At 59.9% G+C, this 20,298-nt stretch carries 26 protein-coding genes; 10 read left to right on the forward strand and 16 right to left on the reverse strand.

Going from position 1 to position 20,298, the window contains the following annotated elements:
- Positions 1 to 146: 146 nt before the first annotated feature.
- Positions 147 to 1,157 (reverse strand): rod shape-determining protein, encoded by a 1,011-nt coding sequence (locus H4W01_RS20020; RefSeq protein ID WP_209612919.1) that lies wholly within the window; start codon positions 1,155 to 1,157, stop codon positions 147 to 149.
- Positions 1,158 to 1,357: 200 nt separating this feature from the next.
- On the opposite strand from H4W01_RS20020, the gene H4W01_RS20025 reads away from it, so the two are divergent.
- Positions 1,358 to 1,795, forward strand: coding sequence for a hypothetical protein (locus H4W01_RS20025; RefSeq protein WP_033965537.1), 438 nt, complete (start codon positions 1,358 to 1,360; stop codon positions 1,793 to 1,795).
- A 489-nt stretch (positions 1,796 to 2,284) separates the two neighbouring features.
- Here H4W01_RS20025 and H4W01_RS20030 read toward each other — a convergent pair whose 3' ends face one another.
- From H4W01_RS20030 to H4W01_RS20060, 7 genes are all read right to left on the reverse strand, one after another.
- Entirely contained in the window at positions 2,285 to 3,712 is a 1,428-nt protein-coding gene (locus H4W01_RS20030; RefSeq protein WP_133722802.1) for an efflux transporter outer membrane subunit, read from the reverse strand.
- The gene (locus H4W01_RS20035) at positions 3,706 to 4,605 is read right to left on the reverse strand and encodes an efflux RND transporter periplasmic adaptor subunit (RefSeq protein WP_033965539.1); all 900 of its coding nucleotides are present in this window, start codon (positions 4,603 to 4,605) and stop codon (positions 3,706 to 3,708) included. Before H4W01_RS20035 ends, H4W01_RS20030 begins: the two co-directional genes overlap by 7 nt.
- A 1-nt stretch (position 4,606) precedes the next feature.
- Complete coding sequence (locus H4W01_RS20040) at positions 4,607 to 4,831, reverse strand: DUF1656 domain-containing protein (RefSeq protein ID WP_033965540.1); 225 nt, start codon at positions 4,829 to 4,831, stop codon at positions 4,607 to 4,609.
- Positions 4,828 to 6,894 carry an FUSC family protein gene (locus H4W01_RS20045; RefSeq protein WP_033965552.1) on the reverse strand — a complete coding sequence of 689 codons (2,067 nt, stop codon included), beginning with the start codon at positions 6,892 to 6,894 and terminating at the stop codon, positions 4,828 to 4,830. The genes H4W01_RS20040 and H4W01_RS20045 overlap by 4 nt, the downstream gene beginning before the upstream one ends.
- Before the next feature lie 187 nt (positions 6,895 to 7,081).
- Complete coding sequence (locus H4W01_RS20050; RefSeq protein WP_033965541.1) at positions 7,082 to 7,333, reverse strand: hypothetical protein; 252 nt, start codon at positions 7,331 to 7,333, stop codon at positions 7,082 to 7,084.
- A 49-nt stretch (positions 7,334 to 7,382) separates the two neighbouring features.
- Complete coding sequence (gene metB / locus H4W01_RS20055; protein ID WP_033965542.1) at positions 7,383 to 8,552, reverse strand: cystathionine gamma-synthase; 1,170 nt, start codon at positions 8,550 to 8,552, stop codon at positions 7,383 to 7,385.
- Positions 8,553 to 8,837: 285 nt separating this feature from the next.
- Entirely contained in the window at positions 8,838 to 9,248 is a 411-nt protein-coding gene (locus H4W01_RS20060; RefSeq protein ID WP_033965543.1) for a MarR family winged helix-turn-helix transcriptional regulator, read from the reverse strand.
- 75 nt (positions 9,249 to 9,323) lie between these two features.
- Here H4W01_RS20060 and H4W01_RS20065 point away from each other — a divergent pair, with 75 nt between their 5' ends.
- Entirely contained in the window at positions 9,324 to 11,114 is a 1,791-nt protein-coding gene (locus H4W01_RS20065; protein ID WP_334685374.1) for a chloride channel protein, read from the forward strand.
- A 24-nt stretch (positions 11,115 to 11,138) separates the two neighbouring features.
- Here H4W01_RS20065 and H4W01_RS20070 read toward each other — a convergent pair whose 3' ends face one another.
- The 7 genes from H4W01_RS20070 to H4W01_RS20100 form a co-directional block, all read right to left on the reverse strand.
- Positions 11,139 to 11,495: a hypothetical protein gene (locus H4W01_RS20070; RefSeq protein ID WP_133722798.1), complete on the reverse strand. Its 357-nt coding sequence runs from the start codon at positions 11,493 to 11,495 to the stop codon at positions 11,139 to 11,141.
- Positions 11,496 to 11,549: 54 nt separating this feature from the next.
- Positions 11,550 to 11,789: a hypothetical protein gene (locus H4W01_RS20075; protein WP_033967482.1), complete on the reverse strand. Its 240-nt coding sequence runs from the start codon at positions 11,787 to 11,789 to the stop codon at positions 11,550 to 11,552.
- A gap of 51 nt (positions 11,790 to 11,840) precedes the next feature.
- Positions 11,841 to 12,257, reverse strand: coding sequence for a hypothetical protein (locus H4W01_RS20080; RefSeq protein ID WP_133722796.1), 417 nt, complete (start codon positions 12,255 to 12,257; stop codon positions 11,841 to 11,843).
- The gene (locus tag H4W01_RS20085) at positions 12,254 to 12,946 is read right to left on the reverse strand and encodes a carbonic anhydrase (RefSeq protein WP_249340887.1); all 693 of its coding nucleotides are present in this window, start codon (positions 12,944 to 12,946) and stop codon (positions 12,254 to 12,256) included. The genes H4W01_RS20080 and H4W01_RS20085 overlap by 4 nt, the downstream gene beginning before the upstream one ends.
- A complete protein-coding gene (locus tag H4W01_RS20090; RefSeq protein ID WP_133722795.1) occupies positions 12,924 to 13,586 on the reverse strand; it encodes a peroxiredoxin in 663 nt (220 codons plus the stop codon). The genes H4W01_RS20085 and H4W01_RS20090 overlap by 23 nt, the downstream gene beginning before the upstream one ends.
- Before the next feature lie 110 nt (positions 13,587 to 13,696).
- Positions 13,697 to 14,320 carry a superoxide dismutase gene (locus H4W01_RS20095; protein ID WP_137903132.1) on the reverse strand — a complete coding sequence of 208 codons (624 nt, stop codon included), beginning with the start codon at positions 14,318 to 14,320 and terminating at the stop codon, positions 13,697 to 13,699.
- 5 nt (positions 14,321 to 14,325) lie between these two features.
- A complete protein-coding gene (locus tag H4W01_RS20100) occupies positions 14,326 to 14,793 on the reverse strand; it encodes a hypothetical protein (protein WP_133722793.1) in 468 nt (155 codons plus the stop codon).
- 93 nt (positions 14,794 to 14,886) lie between these two features.
- On the opposite strand from H4W01_RS20100, the gene H4W01_RS20105 reads away from it, so the two are divergent.
- The 3 genes from H4W01_RS20105 to H4W01_RS20115 are packed head-to-tail and all read left to right on the forward strand — an operon-like array spanning position 14,887 to position 16,589.
- Positions 14,887 to 15,735 (forward strand): LysR family transcriptional regulator, encoded by an 849-nt coding sequence (locus tag H4W01_RS20105; RefSeq protein WP_133722792.1) that lies wholly within the window; start codon positions 14,887 to 14,889, stop codon positions 15,733 to 15,735.
- Positions 15,732 to 16,217 (forward strand): DUF6306 domain-containing protein, encoded by a 486-nt coding sequence (locus tag H4W01_RS20110; protein WP_133722791.1) that lies wholly within the window; start codon positions 15,732 to 15,734, stop codon positions 16,215 to 16,217. Before H4W01_RS20105 ends, H4W01_RS20110 begins: the two co-directional genes overlap by 4 nt.
- A 9-nt stretch (positions 16,218 to 16,226) precedes the next feature.
- A complete protein-coding gene (locus tag H4W01_RS20115) occupies positions 16,227 to 16,589 on the forward strand; it encodes a DUF488 domain-containing protein (RefSeq protein WP_137903131.1) in 363 nt (120 codons plus the stop codon).
- Between the two features lie 38 nt (positions 16,590 to 16,627).
- On the opposite strand, the gene H4W01_RS20120 is transcribed toward H4W01_RS20115, so the two are convergent.
- Positions 16,628 to 17,074, reverse strand: a complete 447-nt coding sequence (locus tag H4W01_RS20120) for an Rrf2 family transcriptional regulator (RefSeq protein WP_133722789.1) — start codon at positions 17,072 to 17,074, stop codon at positions 16,628 to 16,630.
- A gap of 91 nt (positions 17,075 to 17,165) precedes the next feature.
- On the opposite strand from H4W01_RS20120, the gene H4W01_RS20125 reads away from it, so the two are divergent.
- Genes H4W01_RS20125 through H4W01_RS20145 form a run of 5 tightly spaced genes read left to right on the forward strand, consistent with a single transcriptional unit; the run spans position 17,166 to position 20,293 of the window.
- On the forward strand, positions 17,166 to 17,570 hold the full coding sequence (locus H4W01_RS20125; RefSeq protein ID WP_137903130.1) for a group III truncated hemoglobin: 405 nt from the start codon (positions 17,166 to 17,168) through the stop codon (positions 17,568 to 17,570).
- A gap of 17 nt (positions 17,571 to 17,587) precedes the next feature.
- Positions 17,588 to 18,277 (forward strand): alternative oxidase, encoded by a 690-nt coding sequence (locus H4W01_RS20130; protein ID WP_133722787.1) that lies wholly within the window; start codon positions 17,588 to 17,590, stop codon positions 18,275 to 18,277.
- Position 18,278: 1 nt separating this feature from the next.
- Entirely contained in the window at positions 18,279 to 18,548 is a 270-nt protein-coding gene (locus H4W01_RS20135; protein ID WP_137903129.1) for a DUF1971 domain-containing protein, read from the forward strand.
- Positions 18,549 to 18,593: 45 nt separating this feature from the next.
- Positions 18,594 to 19,805 carry an NO-inducible flavohemoprotein gene (gene hmpA, locus H4W01_RS20140; RefSeq protein ID WP_137903128.1) on the forward strand — a complete coding sequence of 404 codons (1,212 nt, stop codon included), beginning with the start codon at positions 18,594 to 18,596 and terminating at the stop codon, positions 19,803 to 19,805.
- Between the two features lie 14 nt (positions 19,806 to 19,819).
- Entirely contained in the window at positions 19,820 to 20,293 is a 474-nt protein-coding gene (locus H4W01_RS20145; protein ID WP_133722785.1) for a hypothetical protein, read from the forward strand.
- The last annotated feature ends 5 nt before the right edge of the window (positions 20,294 to 20,298 follow it).

Raw genomic sequence — 20,298 nt, forward strand, 5'->3', positions numbered from 1 at the left:
TGTTTGCCGACACCTGAGCGGGTCTGTCGGCGCTTAGCGTATATCTGGGTCCGTTCTATGTACTGACCCCGTGACGGCCGATCGCGAATATCGAGCAGCCTGATAGTGCTAAAACTCAGTGATGCGCGATCGAGCCCTGCCCGACTTCAGACCATCATAGCGCCAAGACCCTTCGCGACGCAGCGAAGGGGTTCGTCGGCGACGTGCGTTCGCAGGCCTGTCGCCTGCGTTATAGCATGCTGAAGAATCTTCACTGAGGCACTGCCACCGCTGAGGTAGATCCCGCGATCATGAATATCGCGGGATAGCTCTGGCGGTGTCTCGTTCAAAGCGTCTCGAACAACGTCTACGATAAGAGCCGCATGGCGGTCGATAACGCCGATTAATTCTTGCGCGCTGACACAAAAAGTAGCGGGGCCTCCCGACAAAACGTTATGGCCTTTCAATTCCAGATCCGACGTATTGGATTGATCGTCAAAGAGTCGCTCAGAGATCTCCAGCTTTACGCGTTCGGCTGTTTCTTGCCCGATCAGAAACTTATGCCTGGACTGAAGATGATCGATGATAGCCTGGTTTAGGGCATGCCCGCCGATACGCACCGACCGTTGAACGCAAAGTGCACCAAGTGAGAGCACGCCGACTTCCGTCGTCCCGGCGCCACATTCTATGAGCATCGAACCTTCCGGCTCTTCCACGGGTAGTCCCGCCCCGAACGCTGCTGCGAGCGGCTCGGGCACCAGTTCAACAACGCGGACACCGGCATCGTTGGCGGTTGTTACCAAGGCGGTTCTCTCGGCATGTGTCGCATCGGCGGGCACTCCGATGATCGCGCGCGGTGATCGGAGTCGACGGCGACCGATGCTTGCATGGATCGCATGGCGCAACATTTCGCGGCCAGCTTCGATGTCGTTCAACACCCCACGGGCCAAGGGACGCGCTATGCGAAGCGGCCCCGACGTTCGACCGACGATGCGAGTGACGGCTTCACCAACAGCGAGCAACTTCGGTTCCCAGGTCTCATCGCTGAAACAGCAAAGCGAGGGTTCTTCGAACACGATTCCAGAACCGCGCACATAGATCCGCGTGTTCGCTGTTCCAAAATCGATCGCAAGGTCGGCAGCACCTCTTTTGAGGGCTGCATGCTGTGTCGTTGTCATAAGGACGCGCTAGCAGAATCTAGCTGGTTTGTATTCCTCGTGGGCATCGCGTGCGTTAACACCACGGTAGCCCGACATGCTGCCAGCGTTCAGGTCGGTTCGCTCAGCTTGTTGTGGTGCCGCCTTTCCTTAACGATAGAAACTTCACCCTCTCAGTCTTGCTATTTATATCGTAACGCGATATATAATGAGAAGCAGAAATGGAGGGGATTGCGGTCGAGCGAGTCACCGGAATCGGTGGCGAACTGACCCGTCCACATTCGATGAACATGCTTGATATCGCTTTTGAAGCAATCACGGCAGTCTTGGGCGGTCTAGCAGCCGCACTGGTGCTTACATGGCTGGGCTGGACTGCCTTCAAGGTCGTCCGCCATCCCGAATGGGGGCCGCCAGCCATGCTGGTTTTGCTCGTGGCAGTTTCTGGTGGTGCCCTCAGATCGAGCGACTTCCTGCGCATGGTGGTTCTGTTTAGCGCAATCGCGGGCATGCTCGTTTGGGCCGAAGGCGGCGACTGGCGCGAACGCCACAAATCAAAAGGACGAAACGCGAGTCCCGATGCACACCCTTCGTCTGAGAGTGGCGCATTACCATCCACGCGGGGAGCCAAATTCCTGGATCGAAATCACCTGAAAGGATGACGTAATGCCACGTACCTTGGCCATCTATCCTGCGATCGTGGCATGCATCAACGAAACGCGCTTGCCGGAGCGACAGGAGATCGAACTGGTTGCCGCTCGCGTGTGGAATGAGACCCGGGACGCAAAGACGCGGCGGTCGTCGATGCTTGTCCCCGGATCAGCGGAGCACAGGAAAGTCCTTCGAGTTGCCGTAGTAGCGCTCGGTGTCAGAGGCGAAACTGCCATCACGAAAATGCTCGAACGACTGAACGACAGGCACACAAAGCTTTAGGGAACCGAATTCGCGGGGGAGCTTAAAACAAAGGACCGATATTGTGACAACCACCGGCCTAATCGTTGCGGCGGTAGCTGCTCTCGTCGTGCTCGGGTACATTGGTTGGATAACGCGACGCGCGAAGACAGGATCAGGCGCTGCTGCACCCCGTCAAAGACAGGGCTGATGCATTTTGTCGATCTCATGGCCGCGAACAACCGACGTGTGCAGTTTTCTCATTGCTTTGACGGTGTTGACCATCCTCCCCCGAGGGCCAAAAAAAGCGCAATCTGATCGCGATTGATATCGGTCTGCGCGGCTGTAACGGCTTGCTCGGCAATGATCCGACTGCGCTGGGCATCCAGCGCAACCAGACCTCCCAGCTTGCCACCCCGCCGCAAAGCGGCCGTTCGCTCGGAAACCTGTACCGCGCCATCGCGTGCCGCTTTCAAATCTTCCAGTCGCACAAGATCGGCCGCATAGTTGTTCAGTGCGCTTTCCACCTCCCGCAAGGCGCTCAGCACCGTGCCGTCAAAGGCCGCGAGATTAGCGCGTGTCTGCGCCTCGCTCTGCGAAATTCGCGCCCGAATTGCGCTTCGGTGGATGTTCCAGCTGATCAATGGGCCAATGCCAAACCGATTGGTCAACGACGATAGCAGGTCTGTCGCAGCGCCGGTGGAGCCAAGCGAAGCCCCGAGTTTGATGTCGGGATAGAGCGCGGCCGTTGCTATACCGATCCGTGCCGTCGCCGCAGCCAATCGGCGTTCGGCCGCGCGAACATCGGGTCGTCGCTTGAGCAGCCCCTGTCCGTCCCCAACCGGCATCAGCGAGCGCAGCACCAACGGCGCGTGACATCCTAGCAGGCCGTGATCGAATTCTGCAGGCACCCGTCCCATCAACGTCGCAATGCGGAATACAGCGTTCCGCTGGCCTGCTTCCATGCGGGGCAAGCGCGCCCTGGTGTTTGCCAGCAGGCTTAGCTGGCGATCCTGCTCGAACTTCGGCGCACGGCCATGCGCAATCATAAGGCGGGTGAGGCGCAGGTCTTCGTCCAGTACAGCAATTAGCTGGCGAAGGTCCGCGATCTCGTGCCCGGCGTTGCAGACATCGGCATAGGCCTGCGCTGTCTGGGCCGCGACGTTGATCCGGACCAGATCGCGGGCGGCAACCGCGGCTTCGTCCTCGGCGGTGGCTGCCTCGACACCGCGCCGGATCCCGCCAAACAGGTCAAGGTCGTAACTGATCGAAAGCCCGCCATTGTAGATCTGATGTTCCGGCGGTTGGACATGTTGCATGACCGCTTCTGCTGAAGGCTGCGCCCAGCTCGTCTCCAGATTTGCGGTGCCTCCGACCTCTCGACCGGTTCGTGCCTCGGCGAGCAGCGCGTCACTGCGCTGAAGATTGGCTTCGGCAACCCGCAGATCGGTGTTGGCGATGAGCGCTTGTTCGATCAAACGGTTCAAAACCTGGTCGTCGAATAGCTTCCACCATTGATCGGGTAGCGGATCGTTAGTGGTCCCCTGCCCGCCGGATATAAACGCGCCCTGCCCTTTTGGCGCGTTGACGAGGGCCTCGTCCGGCATCCGATAATTCGGGCCAACGGTTGCGCAGGCGGACAGGCAGAAGAGCGCGAGCGGCGCCAGCAGCCGGCGAAGGTTCACCATGGCAGGCTCCGGCGACCGGGCACATCGACAGCGCGGGCATGAACGATCACGGTCGCCGTTTGGCCCGGGATCAGCCGGACATTACTGGGCACTTTGTCGATTTTGATTCGCACAGGAATGCGCTGCGCCAATCTGACCCAGGTGAAGGACGGGTTGACGTTGGCAAGTTGTGCTTCCCCCCCGGCGCGTTCGCGATCTTCGACCCCGGCGGCGATGCTTTCGACATGACCGGTGATTTCGTCGGCGACGCCCATCAGGTAAACGCTCGCGGGATCGCCGAGATGGATAGCGGGCAATTTCGTTTCCTCGAAATACCCCTCCACCCGCAGCGACTGGCCATAGACAAGCGCGACCGCTGGCTTTCCGGCGTTCAGGTAGACGCCAGGCTGTAGCGTCATGTTCGACACCGTCCCGTCGACGGGCGCACGTACATAGGTACGATCCAGATTGAGCCGCGCCAGATTGCGCGCGGCAATGGCCTGATCCAGTCCAGTCCTAAGGGCATCGACCCGCGCCCGCCCCTGCTCGATCACCTCGGCCGCCAGCAACTCGGTCATCGAACGATTGCGACGATCCTCCCGCGCGGCCTGCGCCAGGCTCACCCGCTGGGTCGCCAGGTTCGCGTCAGCCTGATCGAGTGCCAGCTGATAGCGTGGGCGGTCGATGACCAGCAGAATCTGGCCCTTGCGCACGAATTCATCGTCACGGATGCGCACTTCGGTGACAAGCCCACTGACATCAGCGGCGACCGGCACGAGATCGGCCCGAACCTTGCCGTCACGCGTCAGCGGTTCAACCTGGTAGCGCATCCACAAGGCGTAGATTGCCGCGAGCACGATGCAGATCACCAGCGCGGTGACCGCTGTGCGCAGAAGGGAACGACGATGGATCATATCAGGATACCAGAGCACGGGAGAGGAAGTTGTCGGCAAGGAAGGTCAGAGCCCACCAAAGCGTCGCGAACAGCGCCAGCTCGAGAACGCCCGGGTGCCAAAGCAATTGGGAGAAAGGGAGGCGCTGCAGCAGATTGCGAAGACAATAAGCGAGGATTCCCGCTACAACCGCCCAGACGAGCGCGGCTGGCATATAGATGCCAAAGAGATGCAGTTCCTCGATCATCGCGCGCGCGCACTCTCGAAAGGCAGCGCTGCCGGGAACAGGTTGCACCGCATGCCGACGAGCGCCAGCAGCGCTTGATGGCGTGGCGCAAGCTGCGCGCTCGCAAGCATATCGTCGATTGCTGCATCGATCGCTTCAAGCAAAGACACCGGGGGTGACACGGCTTCACCGGCTTGTCGGCGCGCGCGAAATAAGGAGGATGTCTCAGACAGCACCATGCCGAGGGCGTGACGGACGTCATGGGGCACGGCGACCAGCGCGCGCCGGATCGGGATGATGTTCCGGCCGATACGCAGGTCGGCAAGACCATCGGTCTCGTGTAGCGCATCGCCGGCGGGCGCAACCGCCATGCGCGCCGCGATCTGTCCCAGCCGATCGACTGCCAGGCCCGTCCAGCGTTCGGCTTCGAACGGTCTGCGAATGTTAGCGAGTTGCTCGAGATCAGCCCAATTTCCCCGTACGATCCGGCGCGCCGTCCACAGCACATTGGTCGAACGAAACAACTTGGTCACGGCGAGCGTGGTCACGACACCCCCCACCTGGGCAAGCCCGGTGTTGATGAACACGGCAAAGTCCGCCTGAAAGCGCGCCAGAAAACCAAGGCCGACGATGAAACAGGAAAACATCGGTAAAGCCCGTACGGACCGCGGCGGGTCGGCTTGGATATACCCCATCCAGAGCAGCGCTGGCGCAAGAGTGACGATCAGCATTCCGTAGCCATCGACACGCGGCAAGATCGCAAACAGGTAGAGCGCCGCCAGAGGGAATGTCATCAGCGTCGCGCCAAGGTAACGGCCAATCACGGGCGCCGGGTCGTCCTGCACCGCGAACGAGCAGGTGATTAACGCGGCAAAGGCAGCCGTGGCCGATCCATTGGGCCAGGCCAGAAGAATCCACACTGCGCAATAGAGCGCGATCGCCGTGGCTGTTGCGAGCCCAGCAAGCGCCGCGACGCTATGGTCCCGCGCAAGCGGGTAGCTTTCGCTAACCGTTTCCGGCGTGACAGGCTGTGGCCCTTCGGGCGCACCCCCAATTTGCTGGACGAGCCGGCGGCTGTCATCCAGCGCTTCCAGAAACTCAGCCACGCGCTCGCAGACGCTGACGACCAAAAGCCCCTCCCAGTCGGCTGTTTGTTCATGAAGAGCTGCCAGGGATCGACACCGATCAACAAGCGCACGCTCAACAGCGCCAGGCGTGTCGATCACGCCCCCAAGCCAGAGGATGACGTCGTCAATCAGCGCCTCAAGCGGGGCGTCGAGCGGCGAAAGCTCCCGCAGAAGGTCGAGCCGGTTTGCTGCAGCCGATGCCAGTGGCAGCACCGTTGCCAGACGTTCTTGCAGGCTCAGAACCAACCGTCGCGTTGCTGGCGCCGCGCGTTGATCAAACGGAAGGTGGATGGCGATCATGCCAAGTTCGGTCACGTCGGCGGCAAGGGTCCGACGATGCTCATATTCCAGCGCCGTATGGCGGCTTCCAAGCGCCTCGGCGGTCCAGCGGGACGCATGCGCGAGAAACGCTTCCGCCTTGCTGCGGATGACCGGGGTGGCGCTCCATGGCTGGAGCAGGGCGTGCGCGATCGAAACGCAGACGATGGCCACCGTCATTTCCTCGACCCGGGATATGGTTGTGGTGAAGATATTACCCGGGTCGTCGAGATAAGGGAAACTGATCACGGCTGAGCTGAACGCTGCCATCTGGAACAGGAAGGCACGCGGCGTACGGTCGAGAACGGCAAGATAGATGCAAAAGCCTGTCCAGGCCGCCAGGCATAATATCAGAAGCTCGGGCGAATTCTGCAGGTTCGGAACCAGCGCGACCGTAACCACAGCACCCGTCACTATACCGCCGAGACGATAGAAGATCTTGGGCCTGAAGGCCCCTGCCATAGGTTGCGCGGTGACGTAGACGGTGAGAAGTGCCCACCATGGGCGCGGCAAGCTTGCGGAAAAGGCGATCGCAAGCGTAGCCGCTGCAGCAATATAACTGCTGAAGGAAAAGAGAAACTTCTGAGAGTCGATCGCGAAGAAGGGCTGCGCTGCGCCCGCGCTAGTCTGTACTGGCATGAAGATGGCTATCGCGTCGCTGTACAGACCGACGGCAAAAGCGACGGTCATTGTGAGAACATCGTCCGAAGACGAGCGCCTATTGCCTCACGGAAGCCGGTCTCCGAAGTTCAAAATATTTATGGCATAGCGCAAATATATTGCGGTACGTCTCCACGCGCATTTGGGGTGAACATCACCAGCGACCTCAGCGGAGGTGGGAAAGCGTGAACAGGAGGGTTATCGCGACACCAAAAGCAAGGATCATCACTCCAGAAATGCGCATTGCATAGCGGGCGGGATCCTCGTCGGTCAGCGGTTGCAAGCGAGCCGGCGCATGGCATTCATGGCGCAGCACTGACCACCATCGGCGCACCAGATTCTGGCGGAACGCCAGATGGAATCCCAGAACGATCAGAATTAGCCCCAGTAGATCGATGAGTATGACAGCTGTGGGCATGGCTCGCCTCCTTTCGCCTAGTGGTCGAATTCGGCGGTGAGTCGTCGCTTCAACATGCGGACAACCCAAGATCGAGCCCTGCGATCAAATCCCTTTCATCTTCCAGGCCAACCGACAGACGCAGCAGGCCATCGCTGATGCCAGCGATGCGGCGGGCCTCATCACCCATATCTGCATGGGTCATCGTCGCAGGGTGTGCGACGAGGCTTTCGACGCCTCCGAGCGATTCCGCCAGCGTGAACATACGAACATGCGATATAAAGCGACGGACCGCCTCGACACCACCGACAAGCTCGAAGCTGAGCATCGCGCCATAGCCTCTTTGCTGACGGCGGGCGATCGTGTGGCCTGGATGGGATTTGAGACCCGGGTAATGCACCCGCGCCACTGCAGCATGATGCTCGAGATGATTGGCGATCACGGTTGCGGTCAGTTGCTGCCGTTCGATGCGAGGAAACAGCGTACGCAAGCCGCGTAAGGTGAGCCAGGCGTCAAAGGGCGCGCCGATGGAGCCGACGACATTCGCCCATTTACGCAGCACCTCGACCTGTGCGGGATCAGCCGCGATGATCGCGCCACCGATAACGTCGGAGTGGCCATTCAGATATTTGGTCGTGGAATGAATGACGTAATCGGCGCCGAGCGTCAGCGGTCGCTGCAGCGCGGGCGAAAGGAAGGTGTTGTCGACAGCAACCGCGGCACCGGCACTTTTGGCCTTGGCGGCGATCGCCGCTATATCGACGATCCGCATGAGGGGGTTGCTCGGGGTTTCGATCAGAACGAGGGCCGGCACGTCCTCAAGCGCGGCATCGAGTGCCCTGTCATTCGACTGATCGACGAAGACGACCTGAAACTGGCGGCGTTCGGCGCGCGCATTCAACAGGCGATAGGTGCCGCCGTAGCAATCGTGAGGCGCGAGGACGAGATCATCGGGGCCAAATTGACCAAGAAGGAGATCGATCGCGGCCATGCCGCTCGAGGTAATGACGGCCCCCGCGCCACCCTCAAGCTTTGCAAGTGCGTCGGCGAGCAGATCGCGGCTAGGATTGCCGGATCGGCCATAATCATGAGCACGCGGTTGGTCATAGCCTTCGAACGTATAGGTGCTGGACATGTAGAGCGGCGGCGTTACCGCGCCGAAGGCCGTATCGCTCGCGACTCCATGCGAGGCAGCGATTGTTTCCAGAGCAGGGCGCCCCGGGGAAAGATTCTCAGTCATTGCGCTGGCGCCCTTCGCTCACTTCGCGGCGGGACACTCCCGAGCGAGACACCTTTGTCCCAGGATCTGGATGTGCCCTGGAGAGTCGGTTTTCGTCATTATCTGCACAACCTCAACATTGTGGCCCCCGCGCGCTCCGGTCTGCCAAAGCAGAATCCTCTCCGGGCGCGTTTATTGGGGGGCAATTCGTATGCGAACAGGTTGACGGTAACATGAGCATAAGACAAACGAGTATTATTGCCGGTTAATAGCAATATTTTGTGGATTTACCTGCGTGGAGCCACCCTAACCGAATTTGGCCAATAGATCCGCAAGGAGAGGTTTCAGCCGACGGATCTCCTCGCAATGGGTCGCAGATAAAGCAGCGAGCATCGTTTCCGCCTTAGGTGTGAGCCGAAGCATTGCCCGACGGCGGTCGACGCTTGCCTCGTGCCGGGTAACCAGCTCAAGCGCCTCCAGTCGATCAACCAGTCCGGTTGCGCTATGCGGCTTGAGGATAAGCCGCTCGGCGATAATGCCGACGGTCACCTCGGCCGGAGACGCCGCGCGGATTGCCAATAAGGCCTGATGCTGTTGGGGCGTGAGACCAACATTCGTCGCATTCGCCTCGCTGAATGCCTGGAAACGACGCAACGCATGGCGAAAGTCGGCCAGCGCAATGTAATCCTCATCCGTCAACGCAACGCTATTTGTCATGCAACCCCATCTCACCCATTGAATTATATCGCACTGCGATATAACGGATCGCCCACCCCGTATCAAAGGCGATTCATGACGTCCGCAGCAAAAGCCATATCAGAAACACATCGTCTGGCCGACCATAGCGCGAATTGGCGCATGCTCATGCTCGCCGCCATGGCGCTCGTCGTCGGCACGGGCGGCGCGCTCGGCGCCTGGATCCTGATCCGCCTGATCGCGATCGCTACCAACCTGTTCTGGTTTGGGCGGCTTTCGGCGCAATCGGTATCTATAACCGATACCACCGTCGGATTGTGGATCATCGCCATTCCGATCATCGGGAGCCTGATCGTCGGGCTGATGGCCCGCTATGGCTCCGATAAAATTCGTGGGCATGGTATCCCCGAGGCGATCGAGACGATCTTGTATGGCGAGAGCCGGTTGTCGCTCAAGGTCGCGATCCTGAAGCCGCTTTCGTCTGCGGTATCGATCGGCAGCGGCGGCCCCTTCGGCGCGGAAGGACCGATCATCATGACCGGCGGCGCGATCGGATCGCTGTTCGCGCAATGCTTTCATCTGAGCGCGGCCGAGCGCAAGACATTGCTCGTGGCCGGCGCCGCAGCCGGGATGACGGCGATCTTTGGTACGCCGCTCGCCGCGATTCTGCTGGCGATCGAGGTGCTGCTCTTCGAATGGAAACCCCGCAGCTTCGTGCCGGTCGTGGTCGGTGTTATAGTTGCGTTTGCATGGCGCCCCTGGCTGATTGGCAGCGGCGCCATGTTTCCGTTTGTCGCGCTCACCCCGACGGGCCTTTGGCCAATCGCGGCGGCGGCGGGCGTTGGTATTGTCGTGGGACTCGAGGCGGCCCTGCTCTCGACATCCCTCTACCGCGTCGAGGATCTGTTTCACCGACTGCCAGTTCACTGGATGTGGTGGCCGGCAATCGGCGCCATCGTGGTTGGTTTCGGCGGCCTGATCGATGCCCATGTGCTGGGCGCAGGTTATCAGAGCATCCAGGCCTTGCTGGACGGGTCGCTGACAACGCGGGTCGTCGTTGCGCTGCTCGTCGTCAAGGCGGTCGTCTGGCTCGTAGCGCTGGGTTCGGGGACATCGGGCGGTGTGCTGGCGCCGTTGCTGATTTTGGGCGGCGCGGCCGGGTGTCTGCTCGGACATCTCCTGCCAGGTGGCCCCGGCTTCTGGGCCATGATCGGCATGGCAGGCATCATGAGTGGTGCCATGCGGGCGCCCATTACCGGCGCCCTTTTTGCCGCTGAACTCACGGGCCATTTCGACGCTCTGCCGCTTACCGTCACGGCGGCAGCCTGCGCATATGCCGTCAGCGTCCTGTTGATGCGTCGATCGATCCTGACCGAAAAAATTGCGCGGCGGGGTCGCCACATTCTCCAGGAATACAGCGTTGATCCACTGGACCTCGTGCAAGCCGCTCAATTGATGACACGCGATCCCGCCACGCTTCCGGGTACAATGACGATCGCTACGGCCGCAACCTTCTTTGCCGATGGTGCGGATCATCGTAGCTATCCCGTTGTCGATGACGATAATGCGCTGCTTGGCCTCGTCTCCCGAACGGATGCCTTGCGGTGGCAGGTTGGCGAGCATCCCGCCGATACCAGCCTTGCCGAAACGCTCTCCGACGCATCGCTTCTTGTCGCCTACCCCGCGACGCCGATCGGCGTGGTGGCCGACCTCATGGTCGATTCCGGGGTCGGCCGGATACCGATCGTCGAACCGGGCAGCCGCCGCGTCGTCGGCATTCTTTCCCGCCAGGATCTGTTGAAGGCACGCAGCGCGCATCGCCAATCGGAAACCGGTCGTGCCCGTTTTGTCAGTCCGTCGAGCAAAGCGCCAGAAACTGCACTGTAGAACGGCATAGAAGCCTCTCGGGAATCAGTGCTTATCAAGTTCGCGACGGATCGAGATTTGTGCGACCCGCGCGCCTTCGCCGTGCAGCGCCGTCGTCCAGACGATGTCCGCAGCGTAATAATCATCGATAGTGGTCCTCTGGGAGTAGACGCACTCGATCACTTCAGGATTACGGCGTTGCGGCTGGCAGCGCGCACCAGCACGCACCAATATCGCTTGGGCATCCGGTAGCGGCATGCCGATCGGTAGGGCGGCGGCGACAGCAGCTTGCGCTGCCGGCAATTGGTCCGTTTGGCCAAAAGCTGTCTCAATGTCCGCGAACCGCAAAGTCGGAGCGGCCGGATGCTCAGGGGTGCCAGCATATACTGCGGAGGTAGCCAAGCCGACAACCAGAACTGGTAGCCACTGCGGCGATATAAGCCACGAGCGCACGGTCTAGGCGCTGGCCAAGGCAGGCGTGCGCGACATGATCGCTTCATCGACTGCCTCGTTGATCAGAATGGCGAGCTTCGCGCCAGCAAAGCGGGCGCTCGGAAGATGCCACACTCTGCCAACGACGTAGGCCTTGCGGTCGATCTCGACCTCTTCACCGCACGAAGGCAGGGCGTCAAAATGCATTGCGCCCTTGTCTTTGGCGGTACCGACGTCAACGCCGTGATAGACGGTGACGAGCATTTCTCTTTCTCCAGAAGGGGGATGATGATCAAAATGACGGAATGAGAATAATCACCTTGACGGTGACATCCCCTTGAGCCGCGCGTGCATGCGCAAGCACGCGGCGGATATCGCCAGCGGTTCCAGAACATGCCTCGCCGAAACTGCATCGTCGCTGCCGGGCCCGTAGATCCAGATGCGATCGGGCAGATTCGCATCGCGTTCCATCCAGTGGCCCGGTGGAACGAGGGTCGCCGCCGCTGCCTTCTCGCCGGAATATCGTAGCGCGCGAACGCGGCTACCGTCGCCATAGCGCCAAACCGCTATCTCAAGTTCTTCCAGATCCACCAGTCCGGGAAATACCGTTCGGGCAATTCGACCGTCCAGTTCCCGGCTGGCCGCGCTTGTCGCCTCGCAAAGGTGGGCGAGATCCCGGCATTCTCGGGCCAGGTTCGAGGTTCCTGCAGCACAGAGCGTCTGATCGCTCACAATATATTCTCGTCATCATCATCGTCGCGGACATGAGCCTTACCCACGGGGATGCGCGAGACTGGCTCGCAAACACTTTGCAGGAGGCCGTCGCCGATAGCGTAGATAAGCCCATGTACCCTCAGGTCGTGACCATCTCGCCATGCTTGCTCGACCACAGCATTGGCGCAGACCTGCTCAACCTGGGCGATGACGTTGAGCTCGCACAGTCGATCCTCGCGTGCCTGCTCATCCGGTAAAGCATGAAGCGCAGTGCGATGTTGCCAGTATAGGGCTCTGACGGGTGCAAGCCACGAACCGATTGCGTCGTTCGCAACGGCATTTCGAGCCGCGCGAATGCCCCCGCAGCCATAATGCCCCACCACCAGAACATGCCGGACGCGGAGCACATTGACGGCAAACAAAAGAGCGGCGTTGAAATTGGTATCGCTGGCCGGCACGAGATTGGCGATGTTGCGGTGGACGAACATTTCGCCTGGATCGAGATCGACAATCTCGGTTGCTGGAACGCGACTATCTGAACAACCCACCCAGAAATATCGCGGGCTCTGTTGACCGACGAGGCGTGCGAAAAAGCGAGGGTCGCTTTGGGTCTTCCGGCCCGCCCATTGCCGGTTTCGTTCAAGCAAATCGGCGATATCATCATTGCCGGCTTGTACGACTGATTCAGGCTGCAGCGGGTTGCTCACCGGCCGAACCTCCCTCGAGATCGACGATCCGCAAATATGGTTTGAGCGTCGCGTAGCCTTGTGGGAATTGTCGCGAGGCTTCCTCGTCCGACAGTTTCGGAGAGACGATGACTGGGTCGCCAGGCTTCCAATTCACAGGCGTCGCGACGCTGCGTCGGTCGGTCAATTGCAGGCTGTCGATCGTCCGCAGAATCTCGACGAAATTGCGCCCCGTGCTTGGCGGATATGTGAGGATGAGGCGGACTTTTTTTAGCGGATCAATGACGAAGACGGACCGCACGGTGACGGTCGGATCGCTCATCGGATGGATCATGCCATAGAGCTGCGCGACCGTTTGATCGTTGTCAGCGAGCATCGGGAAGTTGACCTGCTGCCCTTGAGTAGACTCGATATCGGCCTCCCAGATGCGGTGCGCTTCGACAGGATCGATCGAGAGGCCGATAACCTTGACATCTCGCCTGTCCCACTCCGACTTGAGCCGACCAACCTCGGCCAACTCGGTCGTGCAAACCGGCGTAAAGTCCTTGGGATGACTGAAGAGAACGCCCCACGAGTCTCCAAGCCATTCATGGAAACGAATGCGTCCTTCGGTGCTGTTCTGATCAAAATCAGGCGCTAATTGTCCGAGCTGAATACTCATGCTCATTCCTCATTTTTGCTTGGCTCCTTATCCGCGCGCAATACGCCTCCAACAAACGAATGTTATTGGTTGTTTGCAGCGATATCTTTGCGGTAAAAAAACCGAGGCGCTTATTGGGTCTGGTCGACCCGAGCCGCCCCCGCTCCGTCGAGATTGCGCGAAACGAAATCCCAGTTGACCACTTTAGACAGCAGTTCTTCTGCAAATTTTGGTCGTGCGTTGCGGTAATCGATATAATAGGCGTGTTCCCAGACATCGATGGTCAGCAACGGCGTCATGCCGTGCACGATCGGCGTATCGGCATCGTGAAGCGATGTGATCCTGAGCTTGTCTCCTTCGAGTATCAGCCAGGCCCAGCCGCTCGCGAAGTGACCGACAGCCTCAGCCGCCAGTTTTTGAATTAAATTTTGATGCGAACCAAAGTCGCTCTCGATCATCTTCAAGAGCTTCTCCGACGGCTTGGTCGAGTCCATGGGTGCGAGGCATTGCCAGAAGAAACTGTGATTCCAGACTTGGGCTGCATTGTTGAACAGCGGCTTGTCACCACCTTCTTTCGCAAACGCCGCAATATCGATGATCGTTTTACCCGCCAGACCCTTTTCGTCGATCCAACCATTGACCTTATCGACATAGGCTTTGTGATGTTTGCCATGATGATAGTCAAAGCTTTCAGCCGAGAGCACAGGTTCAAGAGCAGACCGATCGAAGGGAAGTGGGGGAAGCGTAAATGGCATGACAGTTAACTCCATGGATGATGCCCAATATGTGGCGATGCCGGCATGCTGCTTCCACGCTCTGTCGGATCACGCATTTTACCGTCGATCGCGAGGGGCTTCGTCACCGTCCGGTCATCGCGTAGGTGCGTGCTGTGAGGTTTTGCCTTGGGCCGTTTCGCGCCGGCGACAGGAAGGTCCGTCATTTGACCGATTGGTGGAAGCAACGAGCGCTTTAAGGGCGGCACGGCATCTTGTTGGCTTGTAGGTCGGCGGAAAAGAGCCCTGGCGCCATCGTCGGCGAGGAAAAACGCCGCGACCGGGACCGCGATCACGATCGCCAATGTAATCGTATCCGCACTGACGATTTCGCTCGCGCAAAGCCAGTATATGAGCTGCCCTCCTGCAGCGCACGCGACCGTTAAAAGGATCGGCCACCAGCGGCGAAAAGGGCGCGACGACGGAGCAGGCCGGATCGGTCCGGGATATTTCATGGTGGCGTGCCTCCTTGCCGACCCCTCGTTCCTCCTGCTATTGTCATCATGCAAATGAATATAATTGTTATTTAACCAGAAAACGAGTGCTGGATGGATATCGGAGTTGCGCGGACATTTCTGGAAGTTGTGAAAACGGGCACGTTTGTGAACGCGGCTGCCAATCTCAATCTCACCCAGACAGCGGTGAGTGCCCGAATCCGCGTGCTCGAAGAGCAGCTTGATCGGCCGGTCTTCATCCGTAACAAATCAGGCGCGAAGCTTACCCCGGCCGGGGAGCAATTCTTGCGATTTGCGACTACCCTTGTGCAAGTGTGGGAGCGCGCGCGCAGGTCGGTCGCATTGCCTCCCGGGCGCGAGAGCGTGGTGACCATCGGCGCTGAGCTCAGCTTGTGGAGCCCATTGCTACGTCACTGGCTGTTGTGGATGCGCCGCGAATGTCCCGAGTTCGCGGTAAGCACGCAGATCGATAGCGCGGAAAGTCTCATGGAGCAGGTCCAGGATGGCTCTCTCGATGTCGCGATCCTCTATGGCGCACCACGCCGCCCCGGTGTGATTGCAGAACTGCTTTTCGAAGAAAAACTGGTGTTGGTGCGCACCACGCCTACCGATCGGGTGCTAGGCGCTGAAGATCATGTCCTTATCGACTGGGGCGAAGAATTCGCTGCGAGCTATCAGGCGGCGTATCCCGATCAACCCAATTCCGTCGTTGCAATCAGCTACGGTCCGCTGGCCCTCGACTATATCCTCGCCACCGGTGGAACCGGTTACTTCCGCAAAGGCTTCGTACGGTCCTATCTCGAGGAAGGCCGGCTCGCGCTGGTGCCCGATAGTCCCGAGTTCTCTTATTCTGCCTATGCCGTGCATTCCACCAAGGCCGACGAAGGCGTCATGGCGCGCATTAGAACCGGTTTGCGGGCCGCTGCGGCTATTGCGTCATGAACGACGAGCCTGCCTCCCCTGTATGTTATGCATCCCAAGGCGATGACATCTACATGGGCTATGGTGGCCGTGACGAGATCGCTGCCGCGCTCAATGTCTTGCTAGAGGCCGAGCGCGCAGGGGCGCGTGTTACCCTCGAAAGCGCAAACGACGCCCGTCATCCGCCGACGAAGCATCTGATAAAGGCGGTCTATGAGGATGAAGCAAAGTGGTGCGGGATGCTGTCTGCCCAGATCAAGCGTATTGGGGTGATCCCATCTACGCATTGTGGCGCATTCTATGACAAGGCCATGGCCATCGCCGATTCACATGAACGACTCGCGTTCCTCAATCGCGGCCAGGCCTGGGTGGTGCGCAAGCTAGAAGAGCTGCTTCCACGCGTGCGCGACGATATTCTGCATGCTGCTCTGAGCGAGATGAGGGCCAGCCATGTCGAGAATATCCAGCGCACGGAAGAGTGCATCGCCGAGACGAAAACCTGAGCCGGGCCCATGGCTGTCCCACCCCCAGTCCGGATCAAACGCGTCTATGCTCCTCCCGCTGAAAGCGATGGTAGCCGGATCCTTGTCGACCGGCTCTGGCCCCGCGGTCTGGGACGAGACACGGCAGCTTTAACGTCGTGGTGCAAGAGTATCGCCCCGAGTACTGAACTGCGCAAATGGTTTGGTCATGATCCGCAGCGTTGGGCTGAATTCAACCGCCGCTATTGCCAGGAGCTGGATGCCAACGGCGCTGCGGTCACTGAACTGGCGTCACTGCTCGATCGGGGGCCCGGCATTCTGCTGTACGCAGCCCATGACGAGCAACACAATCACGCGATCGTCCTTGCAGACTATATGGCAAAGCATCGCTGAACCGGCTTGGCGGTTCGCAATGGCCACAACACCCCATTTTAACCGGTCTGGGGCAAATCCCGATTCCTTGCGGCGCTAAATAGCATCCCAAGTTCTGCCGGTTTTGTGATGAGATCTGCCAGCGTGTAACCGTCCAGCACGTTTAGAAACGCGGCCAGCGCCTGCCGCAAAGCGCCCGTCAGCCCGCAAGCCGGGGCGATGATGCACTCACCGCAATCGACCAGGTCGAAACCATCCTCGGTGTGCCGTATGACCGCGCCCACTTTGATTTCCACTGCAGGCCTGGCGAGCTTGATGCCGCCAAAGCGGCCCCGTGCACTGGCCAGATAGCCCGCGTTCACCAGATCGTTGACCACTTTCATCAGGTGATTCTGCGAGATGTCATAGGCGCGCGATATCTCGGCGATGGAGCACAACGCATCGGGCCGCGCGCCCAGGTAAATGAGCACCCGCAGGGCATAGTCCGTGTAGCGCGTAAGCCGCATGCAATCTCCTTGCATTCATATATGCATTTTTCTTGCATCTTTCAAAGCCGCCTTATAGATGCATTCTCGATACATGAATTGGAGTCGGTCGATGGACGACGGGAATGAGATCACGGAGGAAGGCCTCAAGCGGCTTGTCTCCCTGTTCTACGAGCGCGTCCGCGAAGACGAATCGCTGGGTCCGATCTTCAACGATGCGATCGAAAACTGGCCCGAACATCTCGACAAGCTGGTTACCTTCTGGTCGTCGGTGATGCTGACCACTGGCCGCTACAAGGGCAACCCCGTGGCCGCGCATCTCAAGCACCGGACGCGCATAAGTCCCGAGCTGTTCCAGCGCTGGCTGGCGCTTTGGAACAGCACCACGGCCGAGGTGTTGGAGCCCGGTGCAGCCGCTGCGCTGCAGAGCAAGGCCGCGCGGATCGCAGAAAGCCTGCAACTGGCGCTCTTCTTCAAGCTCGATACAAAAACCAAACCAGACCGCGCGGCGGCCTGACCGTCAAGGAATCCGTCATGCCAACCGCTCCCTTTGTTGACCTTAGCGTCCACTGCAAACCGCGCGGTCCGTCCGATCGCATCGCGCTGGCCTTCACCAAGATACTGCGGTTCACGGCCGACACATTCTTCGCCAAGCGCTACGGCCACCGTGCCATCGTGCTTGAGACTGTAGCGGCGGTGCCGGGCATGGTCGGCGCAACGCTGACGCACCTGCGTTGCCTGCGGCGCATGTGCGATGACAAGGGCTGGATCCGCACCTTGATGGAGGAAGCGGAGAACGAACGGATGCACCTGATGACCTTCATCGAGGTGGCCAAGCCGACGATGTTCGAGCGGCTCGTGATTCTGGCCGTTCAGTGGGTCTTCTACCTCGCCTTCTTCACGCTCTACCTGGTCAGCGCCAAGACCGCACACCGCGTGGTCGGATATTTCGAGGAAGAGGCGGTGATCAGCTACACGCTCTATCTCGCCGAACTTGACGAGGGCCGTTCCCCCAATGGCCCGGCGCCAGCAATCGCGCGGCATTATTGGAAGCTTGGAGACGATGCGACCTTGCGCGACGTGGTGCTCCTGGTCCGCGCCGATGAGGCACATCACCGCGATATCAATCATAGCTTTGCAAACGAACTAGCCGGATTGCCGGTCAACCATGCGGCGGTGGCGCCCTATCCGGACCACGCCGACGACATTCGGTTGGCAGCCTGACATGGCCGAACCCTATCGCTCAACCCCGGTGTTCGACGAGACCAGCCTCCCTGCGGCGCTGCGCGCGCGACACACGACCAAGGCCGGGGTCTGGGGCATGGTTCGCGTGCTCGAAGGCACAGTGAAACTGACCTATCTCGAGCCGACTTCCGAACATCTGCTTGATCCCGACACCCCGGGACCATTGCTTCCCGAACAGCCCCATTTTGTCGAACCAATCGGCGCGATGAAGATGCGGGTCGATTTCTACAGTGAACCGCCGGGCGGCTAACCCCGCCCGCCCCGGCCTACCCCATTATCACGACAGGAGACGTTGATGTCACAGACACTCAGCGAGCGCACGATCGCGCTCGTCAAAGCCACGGTTCCCGCACTCGAAGCCCATGGTCTCGATATTGTCCATGAGATGTACGCGCGGATGTTCGAAAATCCCGAGATTCGCGACCTGTTCAACCAGTCGCACCATGGTGACGCGGGGTCACAGCCGCGAGCCTTGACCGCCGCGATCCTCGCTTATGCGGCGAACATCGAGAATCTGGGCGCTCTTGCCCCAGCGGTCGAGCGGATTGCGCAAAAGCATGTCGGTCTGCAGATCCTGCCCGAACATTATCCCCATGTCGGTGAAGCGCTGCTCGGTGCCATCAAGGCCGTGCTCGGCGATGCCGCCACCGAAGAGATTCTCGCTGCCTGGGGCGAAGCCTATTGGTTCCTGGCCCATATCCTGATTGCACGCGAAGAGCGGCTTTACAAGGAGCACAGCACGGCCGACGGCGGTTGGGCGGGCTGGCGCACGTTCGCGGTCGACGAGGTCCGTCCCGAGAGCAGCGTCATCACCTCGTTCATCCTGCGCCCCACCGATGGGCGTCCGGTTATTCGCCACAAGCCCGGTCAATATCTGACCTTCTGGCTCGAGATCCCCGGGCATCCTCCGGTCAAACGCAATTATAGCATTTCACAAGCAGCCAATGGCGAGACCTATCGTATCTCGGTCAAACGCGAGCAGATGGGTCTCGCCTCGGGCTGGCTGCACGACCAGGCGAAGCCCGGCACCGTGCTCAAGGTGGCCGCGCCCGCAGGCGAGTTCTTCCTGACGGACAATCCCGAACGCCCGGTCGTGCTGATGTCCGGCGGAGTCGGCCTGACCCCGATGGTGGCAATGCTCGAAGCCATAGCGCAACAGCATCCTGACCTTCCCGTCCAATATCTTCATGGAACACTGGATGGCTCGACCCACGCACTGGCCAATGACGTCCACGCGCTCGCAACCGGTCACCCGAACATCCGCGTCACGAATTTCTACCAGACACCACGGGCAGAAGACGTTGCGGGCCGGGACTATGACCATGATGGCTTGATCGACGAGCCGTGGCTCACGGCCCATACGCCGATCGAAGAAGCAGACTATTACCTATGCGGCCCGCGACCGTTCCTGCGCGCGTTCGTCGCCACCTTGTCGCTCGCTGGCGTCGCATCGGACAGAATTCATTATGAGTTCTTCGGCCCCGCCGACGAACTACTCGCCGCCTGAAGGGACCGACCGACATGGATGACCTCACCATCGCGCGCATGATCCATATCCTGGCCGTCATTTGCTGGATCGGCGGGGTTGCGTTTGCAACCACCGTGGTCATCCCGTCGGTCAAAGCCCTGCCGTCATCGGAGCGGCTGACTGCCTTTCACCGCATTGAAAGCCGGTTCGCGCCGCAAGCGCGCATCTGGCTTCTCTTCGCGGGCGCAAGCGGCCTGTGGATGATCCAGCGCGGAGGAATGTGGGATCGCTTCGGTGATCTCCATTTCTGGTGGATGCACGCCATGCTATGCGTGTGGTCGATCTTCTTTGTGGTGCTGTTTATCGTTGAACCGCTGATCTTGCGTCGCCGGTTCGAGGTTTGGGCGGCAAGATCTCCGGATGGAGCGTTCAGGCTGCTCCACCGCGCGCATGTCCTTCTACTTGGTCTCAGCCTGGTTACCGTAATCGGTGCGGTTGCCGGAAGCCGCGGGTTTTCGCCACTTTAGATAGC

Source organism: Sphingomonas sp. PL20, from assembly GCF_017875905.1.
GTDB classification, from domain to species: domain Bacteria; phylum Pseudomonadota; class Alphaproteobacteria; order Sphingomonadales; family Sphingomonadaceae; genus Sphingomonas; species Sphingomonas echinoides.

What these genes read in the sequence shown, in the direction of transcription:
- H4W01_RS20020 (WP_209612919.1), bottom strand. Translation starts at nt 1,157, where the DNA reads ATGACAACGACACAGCATGCAGCCCTCAAAAGAGGTGCTGCCGACCTT.
- H4W01_RS20025 (WP_033965537.1), top strand. Translation starts at nt 1,358, where the DNA reads ATGGAGGGGATTGCGGTCGAGCGAGTCACCGGAATCGGTGGCGAACTG.
- H4W01_RS20030 (WP_133722802.1), bottom strand. Translation starts at nt 3,712, where the DNA reads ATGGTGAACCTTCGCCGGCTGCTGGCGCCGCTCGCGCTCTTCTGCCTG.
- H4W01_RS20035 (WP_033965539.1), bottom strand. Translation starts at nt 4,605, where the DNA reads ATGATCCATCGTCGTTCCCTTCTGCGCACAGCGGTCACCGCGCTGGTG.
- H4W01_RS20040 (WP_033965540.1), bottom strand. Translation starts at nt 4,831, where the DNA reads ATGATCGAGGAACTGCATCTCTTTGGCATCTATATGCCAGCCGCGCTC.
- H4W01_RS20045 (WP_033965552.1), bottom strand. Translation starts at nt 6,894, where the DNA reads ATGCCAGTACAGACTAGCGCGGGCGCAGCGCAGCCCTTCTTCGCGATC.
- H4W01_RS20050 (WP_033965541.1), bottom strand. Translation starts at nt 7,333, where the DNA reads ATGCCCACAGCTGTCATACTCATCGATCTACTGGGGCTAATTCTGATC.
- metB (WP_033965542.1), bottom strand. Translation starts at nt 8,552, where the DNA reads ATGACTGAGAATCTTTCCCCGGGGCGCCCTGCTCTGGAAACAATCGCT.
- H4W01_RS20060 (WP_033965543.1), bottom strand. Translation starts at nt 9,248, where the DNA reads ATGACAAATAGCGTTGCGTTGACGGATGAGGATTACATTGCGCTGGCC.
- H4W01_RS20065 (WP_334685374.1), top strand. Translation starts at nt 9,324, where the DNA reads ATGACGTCCGCAGCAAAAGCCATATCAGAAACACATCGTCTGGCCGAC.
- H4W01_RS20075 (WP_033967482.1), bottom strand. Translation starts at nt 11,789, where the DNA reads ATGCTCGTCACCGTCTATCACGGCGTTGACGTCGGTACCGCCAAAGAC.
- H4W01_RS20090 (WP_133722795.1), bottom strand. Translation starts at nt 13,586, where the DNA reads ATGAGTATTCAGCTCGGACAATTAGCGCCTGATTTTGATCAGAACAGC.
- H4W01_RS20095 (WP_137903132.1), bottom strand. Translation starts at nt 14,320, where the DNA reads ATGCCATTTACGCTTCCCCCACTTCCCTTCGATCGGTCTGCTCTTGAA.
- H4W01_RS20100 (WP_133722793.1), bottom strand. Translation starts at nt 14,793, where the DNA reads ATGAAATATCCCGGACCGATCCGGCCTGCTCCGTCGTCGCGCCCTTTT.
- H4W01_RS20105 (WP_133722792.1), top strand. Translation starts at nt 14,887, where the DNA reads ATGGATATCGGAGTTGCGCGGACATTTCTGGAAGTTGTGAAAACGGGC.
- H4W01_RS20110 (WP_133722791.1), top strand. Translation starts at nt 15,732, where the DNA reads ATGAACGACGAGCCTGCCTCCCCTGTATGTTATGCATCCCAAGGCGAT.
- H4W01_RS20115 (WP_137903131.1), top strand. Translation starts at nt 16,227, where the DNA reads ATGGCTGTCCCACCCCCAGTCCGGATCAAACGCGTCTATGCTCCTCCC.
- H4W01_RS20120 (WP_133722789.1), bottom strand. Translation starts at nt 17,074, where the DNA reads ATGCGGCTTACGCGCTACACGGACTATGCCCTGCGGGTGCTCATTTAC.
- H4W01_RS20125 (WP_137903130.1), top strand. Translation starts at nt 17,166, where the DNA reads ATGGACGACGGGAATGAGATCACGGAGGAAGGCCTCAAGCGGCTTGTC.
- H4W01_RS20130 (WP_133722787.1), top strand. Translation starts at nt 17,588, where the DNA reads ATGCCAACCGCTCCCTTTGTTGACCTTAGCGTCCACTGCAAACCGCGC.
- H4W01_RS20135 (WP_137903129.1), top strand. Translation starts at nt 18,279, where the DNA reads ATGGCCGAACCCTATCGCTCAACCCCGGTGTTCGACGAGACCAGCCTC.
- hmpA (WP_137903128.1), top strand. Translation starts at nt 18,594, where the DNA reads ATGTCACAGACACTCAGCGAGCGCACGATCGCGCTCGTCAAAGCCACG.
- H4W01_RS20145 (WP_133722785.1), top strand. Translation starts at nt 19,820, where the DNA reads ATGGATGACCTCACCATCGCGCGCATGATCCATATCCTGGCCGTCATT.